Genomic DNA, 15323 nt, shown 5'->3' on the forward strand with positions numbered 1-15323 from the left:
GTGTACGGATTACCTGAGGAAGTCGGCGACGAGGGGAGCTTTTATCTAAATCCGATTTATTCAACAAAGCCAGTCCTGCCGTATTTCTGATATGCATTCCAAAAATAAATAAGTCGAAAGTCTAAAAATGCTTCTTAATAACCGGAAGTCTTAGTTCCTCCCCAGTGCGCCAGCCCCGCAAAATCCCCGCTCATTCTGATGCCGTTTTATGCCTGCGAATTAACTGAACAAAACTTAACCCAGATCAACCCAAATGAGAATAATTCTCCACTCGTTTCGCGATTAGGAATTACTTTATAGAGACAAGAAAACGTCTCTGGGAGTGACAATGATGAAGCAACTTTATATCCGTTTTACCACAGCGCTGAACAAACCTGATCTGGCCATTTTACTGCTGAGGATCACCTACGGCCTGCTGATTTTTCATGGCTGGCATAAGCTACATGACGGGCTCGGGGGCATTCAGGGCATGCTGGCAGGCTACGGCATTCCGGCGTTCGTGGCGTATGGCGTGATCATCGGTGAAGTGATTGCCCCGATCATGATGATGTTAGGGATTTTCACCCGTCTTGCCGCGCTGTCAGCCGCAGCCACCATGGTTGTTGCGTGGCTGATGGTCGGCATCCACCATACTTTTGCGCTGTCACCGGTCGGCGCCTGGGCGATTGAAGATATCGTGTATTACTTCATGGCAGCCGTCGTTATTGCGCTGTTCGGCAGTGGCCGTTATTCCGTGATGAGTAACCCGTTATACCGCTGATTTTCTCTCTCAGCGTGTTTCGCTAACGAGGCACGCTGAGTTTCTGTAAATGTGATTCACCTTTCCAAAAACCCAGCCCCTTCTTTCCACTGGGTTTTCATTGAAACATCCAATAATGGACGTAAAAAAACGGTAAAGAGGGGGTTTATAGGACAACTCCCCTCTCTGGTTAGAGAGTCCGCCATGTTATACTCACATCAAGAGTCGTATTCGCCCCGCTCAACGCCTACGGATAGCCCTTCAGCTTCGCGATCCCGCCTTTTAACAATGTCTGTAGACAGTAAAAATTGCGTCAACTTGTGTCTTTCTCAAAACATTTTTGATCGTCAGTTGTCCCAATATTTACCAGACAATCCGTACCGCGGCTGAGCTATCTCGTTACGCGTTACCCCCGGTTTTTTTATGCAGATGATTAGGCTTTTATGACTTCTCCTCGCTTTCGTGCATCGTTCTTACATCCGCGCTACTGGCTCACCTGGTTTGGGCTCGGTGTCCTGTTCCTGCTGGTTCAGCTTCCTTATCCGGTACTTTACCGTCTGGGCATCTGGCTTGGCCGCACGTCTATGCGCTTTCTCAAACGCCGCGTGTCGATCACCCGCCGTAACCTGCAACTGTGTTTCCCGGATTTGCCTGCCGATCAGGTTGAAGCCCGGATCATTAGTAACTTTGAATCTCTCGGCATGGGCTTGCTGGAAACCGGCATGGCCTGGTTCTGGTCTGACGCCCGCGTTAAACGCTGGTTTGACGTCAGCGGCCTGCATAATCTGAAAAAGGCGCAGGAAAACAATCAAGGCGTGCTGGTTATCGGCGTACATTTTATGTCACTGGAACTGGGTGGCCGTGCGATGGGGTTATGTCAGCCGATGATGGCGATGTACCGCCCGCACAACAATAAAGCGATGGAATTCGTGCAGACATGGGGGCGTATGCGCTCCAACAAAGCCATGCTCGATCGCAAAGATTTACGCGGTATGGTTCACGCGCTGAAAAAGGGCGAAGCCGTCTGGTTTGCACCGGATCAGGATTATGGCCCGCGCGGCAGCGTCTTCGCACCGTTGTTTGCCGTTGATCAGGCCGCAACGACCAGCGGGACTTTCATGCTGGCACGTCTGGCAAAACCTGCGCTGGTGACCGTGGTTCTGGTGCGTAAAGCCGGCGGTAAAGGTTACGAACTGGTGATTCAGCCACAGTTAGAAGATTACCCGATTGACGACGAAATGGCCGCCGCGGCTTACATGAACCGCGTCATTGAAAAAGAAATCATGCGTGCGCCCGATCAGTATCTCTGGCTGCACCGCCGCTTCAAAACGCGACCGGCGGGAACACCTTCGCTTTATCGATAGCCGCAAACGCAATAAGATATCAGGCCCGGTGCCCCCGCATCGGGCTTTTTCTTTGAGAAACCTTCAACTCGAGATACCTCTTCTTATGGCTAAAAAAACCGATGCGACACCTTCCATCTTTGATCACCTCAAAGATGACGACAGCTTCGATCTGTGGGGCCGTTCAGGCCTCAGCACAGCGCTCAATAAGCCAAACCGAAAGCACCGGACAATGAGCAGATTGCCGCCGCGCGTAAACTTATTAAAGGCAGTAAAACGCAGGCCGAATGAAGATGTAAAACCGCGCCTGGCGAACCCACCTCGCGTGGGTTTTTTAATGTCTTTCGTACCGACAAAATGCCTGATGAGAATTTTTCAAACGACAATGTAATGACATTTCTGTAACCTCTCTTTTTACCTGCCCTGGAGAGAAGTGATGAAAAACTCTGTACGTCTGGCGCTGGCCGGAGACTACCACTCCGCGATCACTGCCCACCAAGCCATTCCCCTTGCCATCGACCTCGCAGCACAAAATTTCAGCATTGAAATCCACGCCGACTGGATCGCAACCGACACAATCACCCCTGAAATTCTCAAGAATTACGATGCCTTCTGGTGTGTGCCCGGCAGCCCGTACCGCTCAACCGAAGGTGCGCTGAGTGCCATCCGTTTTGCGCGGGAAAATCGCAAACCGTTTCTGGGAACCTGTGGAGGATTCCAGCACGCCATCATTGAATACGCGCGAAATGTGATGGACTGGCAGGATGCCGGACACGGCGAAACCGACACCGAAGGCCGTCTGGTCATCAGCGCGCTGTCATGTGAAATGGTGGAAGTCAAAAGCGAAATTACCTTTGTGCCGGGCAGTATTCCGGCGCGCGCTTACGGCAAGCTGGAAGTGGAAGAAGGCTACCATTGCCGCTATGGCATCAATACTGAGTTTCAGGCCGCGCTGGACGCACAGCCACTGAAAATGGTCGGTCACGATGCCACCGGCGAAGTTCGCGCTATCGAATTACCCGGTCATCCATTTTTTGTCGCGACCTTGTTTCAGCCGGAGCGCGCCGCACTAAAAGGTCAGCTTCCGCCACTGGTAGCTGCACTGATAAAGTCCCTGCTCTGAGTCATTCCTTTTCTAAATGTCTCTCAGGCCATCCGGTCTGAGGGATTTACTCACCGTTTTGCCTCATTTTTTTACCAAATATGTCACCGCATTTCTCTTACCTTCAAAGACCGCGATCTGCACTCCAATATTGAAATAATCCGCACCCTTTTAAAGCAGTCACATTGACCGCGCACTCAAACAGGGCAATAAATTTTATAACGCCCGTCAATGTTACTGTGCAATTCCAGTGCGTGACTTGATTGATCGGGCGTTTTCCATGTTGGCACTCCCTTTGCAAAGACAGGTGCAGAGGGCATTGCCCCATAAACAGACAGGGTGCTCCGGCACTCACACAATAATAATTCTCAGTTTTGTCTCACAGGACGCTTTATGAAAAAAATATTGCTCTCAACGCTGATTGCCGCAGCAAGCTTCGTGACACTGGCTGGTCAGGCCCACGCAGGTGCCACTCTGGATGCTGTTAAAAAGAAAGGATTTGTTCAATGCGGTATCAGCGACGGCCTGCCAGGTTTCTCCTACGCTGACTCCAAAGGCAAATTCACCGGTATCGACGTTGACGTCTGTCGCGCGGTGGCTGCTGCCGTATTTGGTGATTCTGAGAAAGTGAAATACACCCCGCTGACCGCAAAAGAGCGTTTCACCGCCCTGCAGTCTGGCGAAGTGGACATCCTGTCACGTAATACCACCTGGACCTCTTCCCGCGACGCGGGCATGGGCATGATTTTCGCCGGCGTAAACTATTACGACGGTATCGGCTTCCTGACACACCAGAAAGCCGGTCTGAAAAGCGCGAAAGAATTGGATGGCGCAACCGTCTGCCTGCAAGCCGGTACGGATACTGAACTGAACGTAGCCGATTACTTCAAAGCCAACAAAATGACCTACACTCCGGTCACCTTCGACCGTTCAGATGAAAGCGCCAAAGCGCTGGACTCCGGCCGTTGCGATACCCTGGCTTCCGACCAGTCCCAGCTGTACGCACTGCGTATCAAACTGGGCAAACCGGATGACTTCATCGTTCTGCCAGAAGTCATTTCTAAAGAACCTCTGGGGCCGGTTGTTCGTCGTGGCGACGAAGACTGGCTGGCTATCGTGCGCTGGTCTCTGTTCGCGATGCTCAACGCCGAAGAAATGGGCGTCACCTCTGCCAACGTCGATCAGCTGGCAGCCAATCCAACCACGCCTGACATGAGCAACCTGCTGGGCAAAACCGGCACTTATGGCGCTGACCTGAAAGTGCCAAATGACTGGGTAGTGAAAATCGTTAAACAGGTCGGCAACTACGGCGAAAGCTTCGAGCGTAACGTCGGTCAGGGCAGCGAGCTGAAAATCAAGCGTGGTCAGAACGCATTGTGGAATAAAGGCGGCATCCAGTACGCACCACCTGTCCGCTAAATATCCTTTCTACAAGAAGTTGAAAAGTGTTTAAGGAAGCTGAAGCACCGGTCGTTCCCCGGTGCTTCACTTCCCCTGTTTTACCTGCAGGTCGAGGTTAAAATGTCGCAACGCCCAACCGGAAAAGTCTCGTTCTCGCTGACCAACCCAGCGGTACGTGCCTGGATTTACCAAATTTTCGCGGTGGTGTTGCTGGTAGCCTGTCTGGGTTACCTGCTCCACAACACCATTACCAATCTGACTACACGAGGGATCACCTCGGGATTTGCCTTTCTTGAAAAAGGTGCCGGTTTCGGCATTGTTCAGCATCTTATCGACTACCAGGAAGGCGACACTTACGCCCGCGTTTTTGTTATCGGTCTGCTGAATACGCTGCTGGTTTCCGCACTGTGTATCGTTTTTGCTTCGATTCTCGGGTTCATTATCGGGTTAGGACGTCTTTCCGATAACTGGCTGATCCGTAAAGTGTCGACGGTCTACATCGAGACTTTCCGTAATATTCCCCCGCTGCTGCAAATCTTCTTCTGGTATTTCGCCGTACTGCGTAACCTGCCTGGCCCGCGTCAGAGCCTGAACGCATTTGATCTGGCGTTCGTCAGCAACCGCGGCCTGTATTTGCCGTCACCGGAACTGGCACCCGGCAGCCTGGCGGGCTTTATCGCCCTGCTGCTGGCCATTTTCGGCATCGTCGCGCTGCAACGTTACAACCATTTCCGCCAGATCCACACCGGACGCGTCTGGCATATCTGGCCGTGGGCGATTGTCATGCTGGTTGTCTTTCCGGCGCTGGCGCACCTGATTTTCGGGCCAGCCCTGCACTGGGATATTCCTGCACTGCGCGGTTTTAACTTCCGTGGCGGCATGGTGCTTATTCCGGAACTGGCGGCGTTAACGCTGGCGCTGTCGGTCTACACCTCGACATTTATCGCCGAAGTGATCCGCTCCGGCATTCAGTCTGTTTCGCACGGTCAGCATGAAGCCGCCCGTTCGCTCGGCCTGCCGAATCCGGTCACGCTGCGCCAGGTGATTTTGCCGCAGGCGATGCGGGTGATCATCCCGCCGCTGACCAGCCAGTATCTGAATATCGTGAAAAACTCCTCTCTGGCGGCCGCAATTGGCTATCCGGATATGGTGTCGTTATTCGCCGGTACGGTGCTCAATCAGACCGGTCAGGCGATTGAAACCATTGCCATCACGATGTCGGTTTACCTGATCATCAGTCTGGTGATTTCGTTCCTGATGAATATTTACAACCGGCGTATCGCGCTGGTCGAGCGTTAAGGGAAACCCATGACGATGACAACTCTTCCTCCCGGAGTCAGAGCCGTGAAGCCCGGTACGCCACTGGGAACCGCCGTGCTCTGGGCGCGTAAAAACCTGTTCTCCAGCTGGTTTAACAGCCTGCTGACGCTGTTTTGTTTATGGCTGATGTGGCTGGTGATCCCTCCGCTGCTGAACTGGGTGATTTTCCAGGCCAACTGGGTCGGGACCGCAAGAACGGACTGCACCAAAGCCGGAGCCTGCTGGGTATTTATCCACGCACGTTTCGGGCAATTCATGTACGGGCTGTATCCGTTTGATCAACGCTGGCGCATCAACGTCACGCTGATTGTCGGTCTGCTGACCCTTGCGCCAATCTTCTTTAAAGCCACACCACGCCGGGGACGTTATATCGCCTGCTGGATGGTGTTGTTCCCGATTTTCACCTGGTTCATGCTTTATGGCGGATTCTTTGGCCTGAGCCGCGTCGAAACCCGCCAGTGGGGCGGCCTGACGCTGACACTGATCATCGCTGCCGTGGGCATTGCCGGAGCTTTACCGCTGGGAATTATGCTGGCGCTGGCCCGCCGTTCCCGTCTGCCGATCGTGCGCATTCTGTCGGTGATTTTCATCGAATTCTGGCGCGGCGTGCCGCTGATTACCGTGCTTTTCATGTCCTCGGTGATGCTGCCGCTGTTTATGACCGAAGGAACCAATATCGACAAACTGGTGCGCGCACTGGTGGGTGTGGTGCTGTTCCAGTCGGCGTATGTCGCGGAAGTGGTGCGCGGCGGTTTGCAGGCTCTGCCGAAAGGCCAGACCGAAGCCGCCGAATCACTGGCGCTGGGTTACTGGAAAACGCAGGGTTTAGTCATTCTGCCGCAGGCGCTGAAAATGGTGATACCGGGTCTGGTCAACACCATCATCGCGCTGTTTAAAGACACCAGTCTGGTGATCATTATCGGCCTGTTCGACCTGTTCAGCAGCGTTCAGCAAGCCACCGTCGATCCTGAATGGCTCGGCATGTCGACCGAAGGCTACGTCTTCGCCGCCGCCGTCTACTGGATTTTCTGTTTTAGCATGTCGCGTTATAGCCAGCATCTGGAAAGACGCTTTCACACCGGACGTTCCGCACACTGAGGTAAACCATGAGCGACCATCACGTCACTGAAAAACAAAATATGATGATCACGCTGGAAAACGTGAATAAGTGGTACGGACAGTTCCACGTATTGAAAGACATTAATCTGAGCGTCAAACCGCGTGAACGTATTGTCCTGTGCGGCCCTTCCGGCTCCGGTAAATCAACGACCATTCGTTGCATCAACCATCTGGAAGAGCATCAGCAGGGGCGCATTGTGGTCGACGGCACCGAACTGAATGACGATTTGCGCAATATCGAACGCGTGCGTACGGAAGTCGGCATGGTGTTCCAGCACTTCAATCTGTTCCCGCATCTGACCGTTCTGCAAAACTGCACACTGGCCCCTTGCTGGGTGCGCAAGATGCCGAAGAAAGAAGCCGAAGAACTGGCGATGCATTATCTCAAACGTGTACGTATTGCCGAACATGCCAATAAATTCCCCGGCCAGCTTTCCGGCGGTCAGCAGCAGCGCGTGGCGATCGCCCGTTCGCTTTGCATGAAACCGAAAATCATGCTGTTTGATGAGCCAACGTCTGCGCTCGATCCGGAAATGGTGAAAGAGGTGCTCGACACCATGATCACACTGGCCGAAGAAGGCATGACCATGTTGTGCGTTACGCATGAAATGGGTTTTGCCAGAACGGTAGCCGACCGGGTGATCTTTATGGATCGCGGGGAGATCGTCGAAGAGGCGCCGCCGCTGGAATTCTTTGCCAATCCTAAGTCAGCGAGGACGAGGGAGTTCTTATCGCAGGTTATTCATTAAGCTGAGGCCGCAGCTTGAAGCGGCTTTTCAGGCTGGAAAGGTGAAAGTTTCAGTTTCTTACGTGCGGTGATCGCTCAACTCGCTGTGCCGAAACCGACCAAAAGAGGGAAGTGCTTTCCCTCTTTTGGATTTCCCGCCGCTTTTTCAACACGCGCTATTGCTCGCTGGCCATGTTTCAGCCACTACAGTGACAGGCTGGAAATCTTGCCGCTGCGCGGTTCCTTCATTTCGGGATTGCAGCCTCAGGTCTGCAACCTCTCATTCAGCAAGCTTTCTGAAACGCCCGCACGTTCTTAGATTCAAAACCAATAGGTTTTTCATATCAAAATCAGTGAGGTTGTGAAGTTAACGTTGAGGCCGGTTCCAAAATATCGCCGGAGGAGAGGTGGAAAACCGCGCGTCTTTTTGCGCGGGTTGTAACCCGAACGGAGGGCACCGCGCAGCGGCGGGATTTTGCGGCTGTCGCTGCGGTACCTGAAACATGGCCAGCGAGCGAAGCGCGCAGTTAAAAAAGCGCGGAGTCCAGAGGCCCGCGCGTTACCGGGTCTCTGGTCGGTGTGGGCCGACGCCCACGACCTTGAATTTGGATTTGAATTTGAATTTGAATTTGAACTTAAAGTTTCAGATCTTTTTCAAAAGATCATCACCACATCACAATCCCAATCACCGGAGCCGTCACCACCGTCACAACCCCCGCCAGCATCATCACCAGACTCGCCACCACCCCTTCTTCGGCTCCTAATTCATAAGCGCGCGCCGTCCCCGCGCCGTGCGACGCCGCACCCAACCCGGCGCCTTTCGCCAGACCGCTTTTCACCGAAAGCCGCAGGAATAACATGTCGCCGACCGCCATACCGAATACGCCGGTGATCACCACAAACAGCGCCACCAGATCCGGCTGCCCGCCCATTTGCTTCGCCGCAGCCAGCGCAAACGGCGTGGTGATGGACCGCACCGCCAGGCTGCGCTGCACTTCTTCCGGCAACGTCAGTATTTTCGCCAGCCAGACCGAACTGCTGACGGCCACCACAATGGCCGTCAGCACGCCCGCACTTAGCGATAACCAGTGACGGCGGATGACTGCCATATTTTCATAGACCGGCACAGCAAACGCGATAGTCGACGGGCCAAGCAGCCACAGCAACCAGTGCGTTTCGCCGATGTAATCCTGATACGACGTGTGCGTCACGACCAGTAACATCACCAGCACGATGGGCGTAAACACCAGCGGCATCAGCAACAACGTGCGGCGCTGGCGGTAGAGTTTTTTGTTGGCGTAATACAGCCCGAGCGTGATCACGAAACATAAAATGCTAATAAGAAGATCAGTCACGCGATGCCTTCCTCGCCGCCAGACGCTGCTCCAGCCGGTACATTTTATCGACAACTAGCGCCGTCGCGCCGAGTGTCAGAATCGTACTGACACCAATCACCAGAAAGATTTTCCAGCCTTCGATCATCAGCAACTGGGCGTAATTCACTACGGCCACCACCGCCGGAACGAAAAACAGCAGCATTTCGGCCAGCAACCAGCGTGAACCGGCTTTCACCCATTTTACCGGCAGAACGCGGAACATAATCAGCAGCAAAAGCATCAGCATACCGACGATATTGGCCGGTAAAGGCAGATGCAGGAAAGTGACAAGACGATCGGCGATAACAAATAACACCGCATACAGCACCACCTGAACGGGGATCTGACAGCGGGTCAGCAGGGACGGCGCTTTCGTGCGCAACGCCAGCAACATGGGAACGACCTCAGAGGACAAAAAAGGGACAAGATTCAGTATACGCTCGCAGGAAACCGGTAAAGAAATGAATTAAAATCATAAAAATAATTCCAATCTGGAATACTTCGTTACTTACCAATCTCAGCGGGGAAGTCAGTGAATGGACGTTCGCACATTACGCTATTTTGTCGAAGTGGTACGCCAGCAGAGCTTCACCCGCGCGGCGGAAAAATTATTCGTCACGCAGCCGACCATCAGCAAGATGCTGCGCCATCTGGAAGAAGAGCTGGAATGCACGCTGATCATCCGCGAAGGACGGCGCTTGCGGCTCACCGACAGCGGTCAGGCGCTCTACCAGCGCGGGCTAAATATCCTGGAAGAATTCCGCCAGCTCGAAGCCGAACTGGAAGACATTAATACGCTTAAGCTCGGCCATTTGCGGCTGGGGATCCCGCCGATGGTGGGTACTCAAATCGCGCCGCTGATCGGCAGTTTCCGCCAGCAATATCCGGGTATCGAGCTGATCATTTCCGAATTTGGCGGGCTGACCGTTCAGCAGGCGGTCATCTCCGGTGAGCTGGATCTGGCGCTGACCGCACTGCCCGCCGACGCGGTGCCTTCGATCGCTTCATTGCTACTTTTCAGCCATCCGCTGTGCGTGGTGGTTCCGCGCACGCCGCACTGGCTGAACCGGACGCGCATCGCTCTCAGCGAACTGGCAGAAGAAAGCATCCTGATTTACAACGAAGATTTCGCACTATACCGCCAGCTGATGGACGCCTTTTCCGCACACGGTTTTACGCCCAAAATTGCCGCCCGCAGCGGCCAGTGGGATTTTTTAGCCGCCATGGTACAAACCGGCATGGGCGTGGCGATATTACCGGAACCTGTCTGTCAGCGGCTGGATAAAAACACGCTGCTGTGGCTGCCGCTTGAACCGCTGATGCCGTGGCAACTGGGGCTGATCTGGCATCAGGGAAGTTATCTTTCTCACAGCGCACAGGCGTGGATTGCGCTGTGCCGGGATTACTGGCCGCAGCCCTGAACGCGGTATTTATACTTTTTTTACAGCGGCAACTTTAATCTTTATGTTGCCGATATATCCTTTTTTCTGCGTATAAATTAATCTCAATTTATCGCCGAAAGGTATGCGTGAAAGAAAAATATGAATCCGACATTCAAGCCTTCATTATTAAAACACTCATCTGCTTTATTCAGTTCTCCGGTAATTTCAAAATCAGTGGCCAATGAAAGCCAGCTGAAGCTTGAAAATACGACGTCGGGAAATAATAGTATTTTCCGTCAGGAAGCAGAACGTTATTTATCAAACAACCCGAACACGAAACATATTGATATTTATCTTAATGATATCAACGGTTCGTTCAGGGGGAAAAGGATGAATATCACCTCGCTGCTTTCACTGGAAAAAGGCGCGTATTTTCCTCAGTCAGTTTACTCCATGGATAAAGAAGGCAAAGTGCAGAGTACGCTGAATGATGATCTGGCTGTGAATGAGCCGGACAGAATATGTTTTCCTGTCGCAGGCACCCTGCGTCCGTGCGGCCATCATCCGGCTGAAAATGCACAAATATTACTGACGATGAAAAACGATCAGGGAAATCCCTATTCGCTTGAGCCGCGCGTTATCCTGGAATACGTGCTGAGTAAATTCCATGAGCATGGTTTATACCCGGTGATTGCACCCGAAATTGAGTTTTATCTCGAAGACGCCCAGAACCGTAACATTCAGAATTCCGGGTGTTTTCATTTGGCGGTTCCGTCAGAACATACTGCGTTTATTGAAGAACTTGAGACGATGGCGACGCGGCAAAACCTGCCTTTATCGGGCATTGTATGTGAGGCAGAAGCCGGTCAGTTTGAATTAAACCTGCAACACTCCGGGCAGGTCGTCGACATTTGCGAGAACGTGCTGGCGCTTCGCCGCTTAACCAGCACCGTCGCCCAAAGGTTTGGATTCAACGCCAATTTTATGGCTAAACCGTATTCGCTGATGTCGGGCAGCGGCCTGCATTTTCATATCAGCCTGAACGACGAACAGGGCAATAATGTTTTTGCCTCCGGCGACAAAAACCTGAATGAAATGATGCGTCTGTGTCTCGCCGGCATGCTTAACCTGATGCCCGCGTCTATGGCGATTCTGGCTCCCAACGTCAATTCATTCAGACGGCTGAGGAAAAACCTCAATGAGCCGCTGTTCAGTTCCTGGGGCTTTAATCAGCGCTCTGCGGCATTACGCATTCCCTGTTCAGGCGAAGCGCATCGCCGCATTGAATACCGTCTGGCGGGGTCGGATGCCAACCCTTATCTGGCGATGGCCACCCTACTGACGGGCATGCTTTACGGGCTGGAAAAAATAGAGGACGACCCGGTTGCCGATCTGACGGCCTGCTCGCCCGTTTTGCCTTTATTCCAGCAGCACGCCCTTGATGAATTCCGGCAATGTCCGTATTTAACCGCGGCGCTGGGCGAGGCATTTTCCCAACAGTGGATCCAAACCAAACTCTCTGAACTGACGTGGTTCGAAAGTATCGTTACTCCGGAGGAAAGCGTATTTTCTTATTAAACCCTTTTTTTATTAAACAATTGATTAATTAATGAAACCCGTACCGCTCTGTTATTTATTTCGCTGAGGTGATTATGTCCCGGTTGATCATTTTATCTAATCGCTGTGAACCCTATACCGGCAGTTCGGATGACATGTTATTTCATACCCTTTCTGAAATATCCCGACAGCATGCTGCTCTGTGGTTTGGATGGAACGGGAATGTCTCTGCGCGTAAAAGAAAAGAACCTTATCGTCAGATAAAAAGTGAAGGCGTCGGAAAAGTGTCATGGGATTTATCCCCTAACGAATATGATAATTTTTATCAGGGTTATATACACAACGTGCTGTGGCCCGTCTTCCATAACAGACCTGATCTAACGGCCTATAAAAGAGAATATTTCATCACCTGGAAAAACTATAATAATGATGTTAAAAACAAGGTTTCTCCCTTTATAACGCACGATGATGTGATATGGGTTCATGATTATCACTTACTCCCTGTCGCTAAAATGCTCCAGGAAGACAGCCACCGGAATAAGATCGGTTTCTTCTTGCATCAGCCCTTTCCGCCGGGAGATGTATTGCGGTCTGTGCCGGAACACGACTGGCTATTTCAGTCATTGCTGCATTATGACTGCATTGGATTTCAGTCGTCCGGCGATATTAATAACTTTATTTCCTATGCATTACGTCATTACCGCGCCGGACAAATTTCGAAAGACGCGATCAAAGTGAATGGCCGGATTATTAAAGTCTGCGTTTTGCCGTGCGGTATCGATAAGAATACCGAATTTCAAAATCAGCAGGAGATACAGAATGTTCGTCATTATCACCGGCAGATCATTATCAGCAACGACATCGTAAATGAAATAAGCGGCGTAGATTGCCGCCTGAACGCCATGAAAAAGTTTCTGGCGCTCTATCCGCAATACCTTCGCGATGTCAGTTTGCTCCAGATTTCAGATCCTTCCGGCGAATATCCAGCGTCAACGGGCGACATGAGTTCGCGTCTGGAGCGGCTATGCGGAGAAATTAACGGGCAATATGGCGATTTATCGTGGTATCCGGTCAACTACATCCACAATAACCAGTGCTCGAGGGCGATGATTTTTGCGCTCTATAACAAAGCGCGGGTGGCGATGTTTACGCCGCTTTCTGAGGGCATGAGCCTGGGGGCAAAAGAGTTTATTCTTGCGCAGAATAAGGAGGATCCGGGGGTTTTGCTGCTGTCGGAATTTACCGGCGCGGCGGAGATGCTGACGGAAGCGTTAATGATCAATCCGTACGATGCTCACGAGACCAGCGAAGCCCTCCATTCCGCACTCACCATGCCTTTGCATGAAAGAAAGCGCCGGCACAGCCAGTTGCTTAACAAGGTAAATCGCTATGATTGCCACTGGTGGGCGTCTGAGTTTCTGGCGTGTTTACGCGCTGAGGCAGAACGTCCGCAGCGCACGGTGTTCAGAACGTCTCACCACGGCACTTACGCCCCGCATAATCTCTATTAAAAAAAGGCTTCCCGCAACGTTCGCGGGAAGCCTTTTATGGCAGATTAATGCCGGAAAACCGTTGTTTCAGACTTCTTTTTCGACCAGCAACGCTTCCAGCAAATCGAGGTCGTGCAGCAGTTTTTGCAGCGTTTCATTGCTGATTTTCTGGGTTGCGCGCAGATGATAAAGCTCACCGCGTTCGGCCCGCAGTGCGGTAAGACGGAAGCGACGCTCTAAGTTTTCGAGCTTCAGCGCGGTTTCCATATCATCGCGATTCGCCGTCCGCCGTCGCAGTGTGCCTATCACGCGGGAACTGATTTCCTTCAGCGTCTGTTCATCAATGTTTTCTTCGGTATCCGCCGCCAGACGTTCTTCCATCTTATGCAGGCTTTCGATCGCCACTTCTGCCGCGATGGATTTCGCCATGCGCTCTTCTTCACGATAGGTCGTTCCGTCGGCCACGACCACGCCTTTGAGCAGGAACGGCAAAGCAATCACACCGGCAATCAGGGAGAACAAAATGACGCCCGTCGCCAGGAACACCAGCTGATAACGCGACGGGAAGGCCGAACCGTCTGCGAGGAATAACGGAATTGACAGCACACCAGCCAGCGTAATCGCCCCGCGAACACCGGCAAACGACGCCACCCACAACTCACGCGTGCTGTAGCTGCCAAACAGCAGCGGTTTCTTTTTCAGGAAACGGTTGCTGAAATTCTTCATCACCCACAGCCAGACAAAACGCAGGATCAGCAGCGCAAAATAGATAATCCCGACGTCCGCAAACAGGTGCCAGGTGACGATTGACGGGTCATGCGTGGCCTGATCAATCGAGTTCTCCAGAATGCCCGGCAATTGCAGGCCCAGCATGATGAACACCATGCCGTTGAATACGAATTCCAGCATCGCCCAGACACTGTTCGCACGCAGGCGCATAGCCAGCGGCGCGTTACGGATAATGCCCGACTGGCTGATGGTCATACCGGCAGCCACGGCGGCCAGAATGCCCGACACGCCGATGTGTTCAGCAATCAGATAAGACGCGAACGGCAGCAGCAACAGGAAAACGATTTGTGTCGCCGGGTCATCGCCGCTCCAGCGGCTCATGATGCGCAGCGATTTACTGTACAGCCACGTCACCGCGACACCCGCCATCAGGCCGCCGATGGCGACTTTGAGGAACTCAACGGTCGCGCCGCCGACGGTGAAAATCATGGTGCCCATCGCCACGGCAATCGCAAATTTGAGGGACACCAGGCCGGACGCGTCATTCATCAGCGCTTCACCTTCCAGCACGCCCATGATCGACTTCGGAATGCGGCCCTTGCCCACAATTCCGCCCAATGCCACGGCATCGGTCGGAGACAGCACCGCCGCCAGCGCAAACGCCGCAACCAGTGGAATATCCGGCACCATCATATAAATCAGATAACCGATACCGACGACGGTGAGCAACACCAGCACCAGTGCCAGCCCGAGAATTTCGCGCCCGTGGTGGAGGAATTCACGGGTCGGAGTTTTCCAGCCATCGGCGAACAGCAACGGCGGGATGAAGAGGACGAGAAACAGTTCCGGATCGAAATCCACATGCAGACCAAAATTCGGCCAGGCCAGCAAAGCACCGACAGCAATCTGCATTAATGGAAGAGGAACCTGAAACGGCAACATTCTGGTGACGACACCGGAGAGCGACACCACCAGAATCAAAATCAGAATGGTAAAGAAGATTTCCATGCTTTCCTTAGACTCTTGTTTTTATGATTT

At 52.7% G+C, this 15323-nt stretch carries 14 protein-coding genes; 11 read left to right on the top strand and 3 right to left on the bottom strand.

The genetic code is table 11. The features are described 5' to 3' along the window. The first annotated feature begins 328 nt into the window (after window positions 1–328). The 8 genes from J8X26_RS03555 to J8X26_RS03590 all read left to right on the top strand — a co-directional run bounded on the left by J8X26_RS03555 (window position 329) and on the right by J8X26_RS03590 (window position 7773). Window positions 329–760 (top strand): DoxX family protein, encoded by a 432-nt coding sequence (locus J8X26_RS03555; protein ID WP_374101264.1) that lies wholly within the window; start codon window positions 329–331, stop codon window positions 758–760. A gap of 422 nt (window positions 761–1182) precedes the next feature. Next, window positions 1183–2103, top strand: a complete 921-nt coding sequence (lpxP, locus tag J8X26_RS03560; protein ID WP_152327375.1) for a kdo(2)-lipid IV(A) palmitoleoyltransferase — start codon at window positions 1183–1185, stop codon at window positions 2101–2103. An 85-nt stretch (window positions 2104–2188) separates the two neighbouring features. Next, the gene (locus J8X26_RS27605; protein WP_244370321.1) at window positions 2189–2473 is read left to right on the top strand and encodes a hypothetical protein; all 285 of its coding nucleotides are present in this window, start codon (window positions 2189–2191) and stop codon (window positions 2471–2473) included. A 45-nt stretch (window positions 2474–2518) separates the two neighbouring features. Beyond that, the gene (locus tag J8X26_RS03570) at window positions 2519–3205 is read left to right on the top strand and encodes a CTP synthase (RefSeq protein ID WP_208950189.1); all 687 of its coding nucleotides are present in this window, start codon (window positions 2519–2521) and stop codon (window positions 3203–3205) included. Between the two features lie 372 nt (window positions 3206–3577). Then, a complete protein-coding gene (locus J8X26_RS03575) occupies window positions 3578–4603 on the top strand; it encodes an amino acid ABC transporter substrate-binding protein (protein ID WP_208950190.1) in 1026 nt (341 codons plus the stop codon). Between the two features lie 102 nt (window positions 4604–4705). Continuing rightward, on the top strand, window positions 4706–5884 hold the full coding sequence (locus J8X26_RS03580) for an amino acid ABC transporter permease (protein ID WP_152327379.1): 1179 nt from the start codon (window positions 4706–4708) through the stop codon (window positions 5882–5884). A 9-nt stretch (window positions 5885–5893) separates the two neighbouring features. Further along, window positions 5894–7003: an amino acid ABC transporter permease gene (locus J8X26_RS03585; protein WP_193333197.1), complete on the top strand. Its 1110-nt coding sequence runs from the start codon at window positions 5894–5896 to the stop codon at window positions 7001–7003. 8 nt (window positions 7004–7011) lie between these two features. Further along, complete coding sequence (locus tag J8X26_RS03590) at window positions 7012–7773, top strand: amino acid ABC transporter ATP-binding protein (RefSeq protein ID WP_152327380.1); 762 nt, start codon at window positions 7012–7014, stop codon at window positions 7771–7773. 643 nt (window positions 7774–8416) lie between these two features. Here J8X26_RS03590 and J8X26_RS03595 read toward each other — a convergent pair. Next, the gene (locus tag J8X26_RS03595; RefSeq protein WP_152327381.1) at window positions 8417–9106 is read right to left on the bottom strand and encodes an LrgB family protein; all 690 of its coding nucleotides are present in this window, start codon (window positions 9104–9106) and stop codon (window positions 8417–8419) included. Next, the gene (locus J8X26_RS03600; RefSeq protein ID WP_152327382.1) at window positions 9099–9521 is read right to left on the bottom strand and encodes a CidA/LrgA family protein; all 423 of its coding nucleotides are present in this window, start codon (window positions 9519–9521) and stop codon (window positions 9099–9101) included. The genes J8X26_RS03595 and J8X26_RS03600 overlap by 8 nt, the downstream gene beginning before the upstream one ends. A 142-nt stretch (window positions 9522–9663) precedes the next feature. Here J8X26_RS03600 and J8X26_RS03605 point away from each other — a divergent pair, with 142 nt between their 5' ends. From J8X26_RS03605 to J8X26_RS03615, 3 genes are all read left to right on the top strand, one after another. Next, complete coding sequence (locus J8X26_RS03605) at window positions 9664–10548, top strand: LysR family transcriptional regulator (protein WP_152327383.1); 885 nt, start codon at window positions 9664–9666, stop codon at window positions 10546–10548. A 351-nt stretch (window positions 10549–10899) separates the two neighbouring features. Beyond that, complete coding sequence (locus J8X26_RS03610; RefSeq protein ID WP_307803318.1) at window positions 10900–12087, top strand: glutamine synthetase family protein; 1188 nt, start codon at window positions 10900–10902, stop codon at window positions 12085–12087. Between the two features lie 134 nt (window positions 12088–12221). Further along, the gene (locus J8X26_RS03615) at window positions 12222–13577 is read left to right on the top strand and encodes a trehalose-6-phosphate synthase (protein WP_244370323.1); all 1356 of its coding nucleotides are present in this window, start codon (window positions 12222–12224) and stop codon (window positions 13575–13577) included. A 66-nt stretch (window positions 13578–13643) separates the two neighbouring features. Here the strand turns inward: J8X26_RS03615 and J8X26_RS03620 are convergent, their stop codons facing one another. Further along, the gene (locus J8X26_RS03620; protein ID WP_152327388.1) at window positions 13644–15293 is read right to left on the bottom strand and encodes a Na+/H+ antiporter; all 1650 of its coding nucleotides are present in this window, start codon (window positions 15291–15293) and stop codon (window positions 13644–13646) included. Between the last annotated feature and the right edge of the window lie 30 nt (window positions 15294–15323).

The organism is Rahnella sp. ChDrAdgB13 (assembly GCF_017655185.1).
Taxonomy (GTDB): Bacteria; Pseudomonadota; Gammaproteobacteria; order Enterobacterales; family Enterobacteriaceae; genus Rahnella; species Rahnella contaminans.

Coding starts and splice junctions, on each gene's coding strand:
- J8X26_RS03555 (WP_374101264.1), top strand. CDS start 329: ATGATGAAGCAACTTTATATCCGTTTTACCACAGCGCTGAACAAACCT.
- lpxP (WP_152327375.1), top strand. CDS start 1,183: ATGACTTCTCCTCGCTTTCGTGCATCGTTCTTACATCCGCGCTACTGG.
- J8X26_RS27605 (WP_244370321.1), top strand. CDS start 2,189: ATGGCTAAAAAAACCGATGCGACACCTTCCATCTTTGATCACCTCAAA.
- J8X26_RS03570 (WP_208950189.1), top strand. CDS start 2,519: ATGAAAAACTCTGTACGTCTGGCGCTGGCCGGAGACTACCACTCCGCG.
- J8X26_RS03575 (WP_208950190.1), top strand. CDS start 3,578: ATGAAAAAAATATTGCTCTCAACGCTGATTGCCGCAGCAAGCTTCGTG.
- J8X26_RS03580 (WP_152327379.1), top strand. CDS start 4,706: ATGTCGCAACGCCCAACCGGAAAAGTCTCGTTCTCGCTGACCAACCCA.
- J8X26_RS03585 (WP_193333197.1), top strand. CDS start 5,894: ATGACGATGACAACTCTTCCTCCCGGAGTCAGAGCCGTGAAGCCCGGT.
- J8X26_RS03590 (WP_152327380.1), top strand. CDS start 7,012: ATGAGCGACCATCACGTCACTGAAAAACAAAATATGATGATCACGCTG.
- J8X26_RS03600 (WP_152327382.1), bottom strand. CDS start 9,521: ATGTTGCTGGCGTTGCGCACGAAAGCGCCGTCCCTGCTGACCCGCTGT.
- J8X26_RS03605 (WP_152327383.1), top strand. CDS start 9,664: ATGGACGTTCGCACATTACGCTATTTTGTCGAAGTGGTACGCCAGCAG.
- J8X26_RS03610 (WP_307803318.1), top strand. CDS start 10,900: ATGAATATCACCTCGCTGCTTTCACTGGAAAAAGGCGCGTATTTTCCT.
- J8X26_RS03615 (WP_244370323.1), top strand. CDS start 12,222: ATGTTATTTCATACCCTTTCTGAAATATCCCGACAGCATGCTGCTCTG.
- J8X26_RS03620 (WP_152327388.1), bottom strand. CDS start 15,293: ATGGAAATCTTCTTTACCATTCTGATTTTGATTCTGGTGGTGTCGCTC.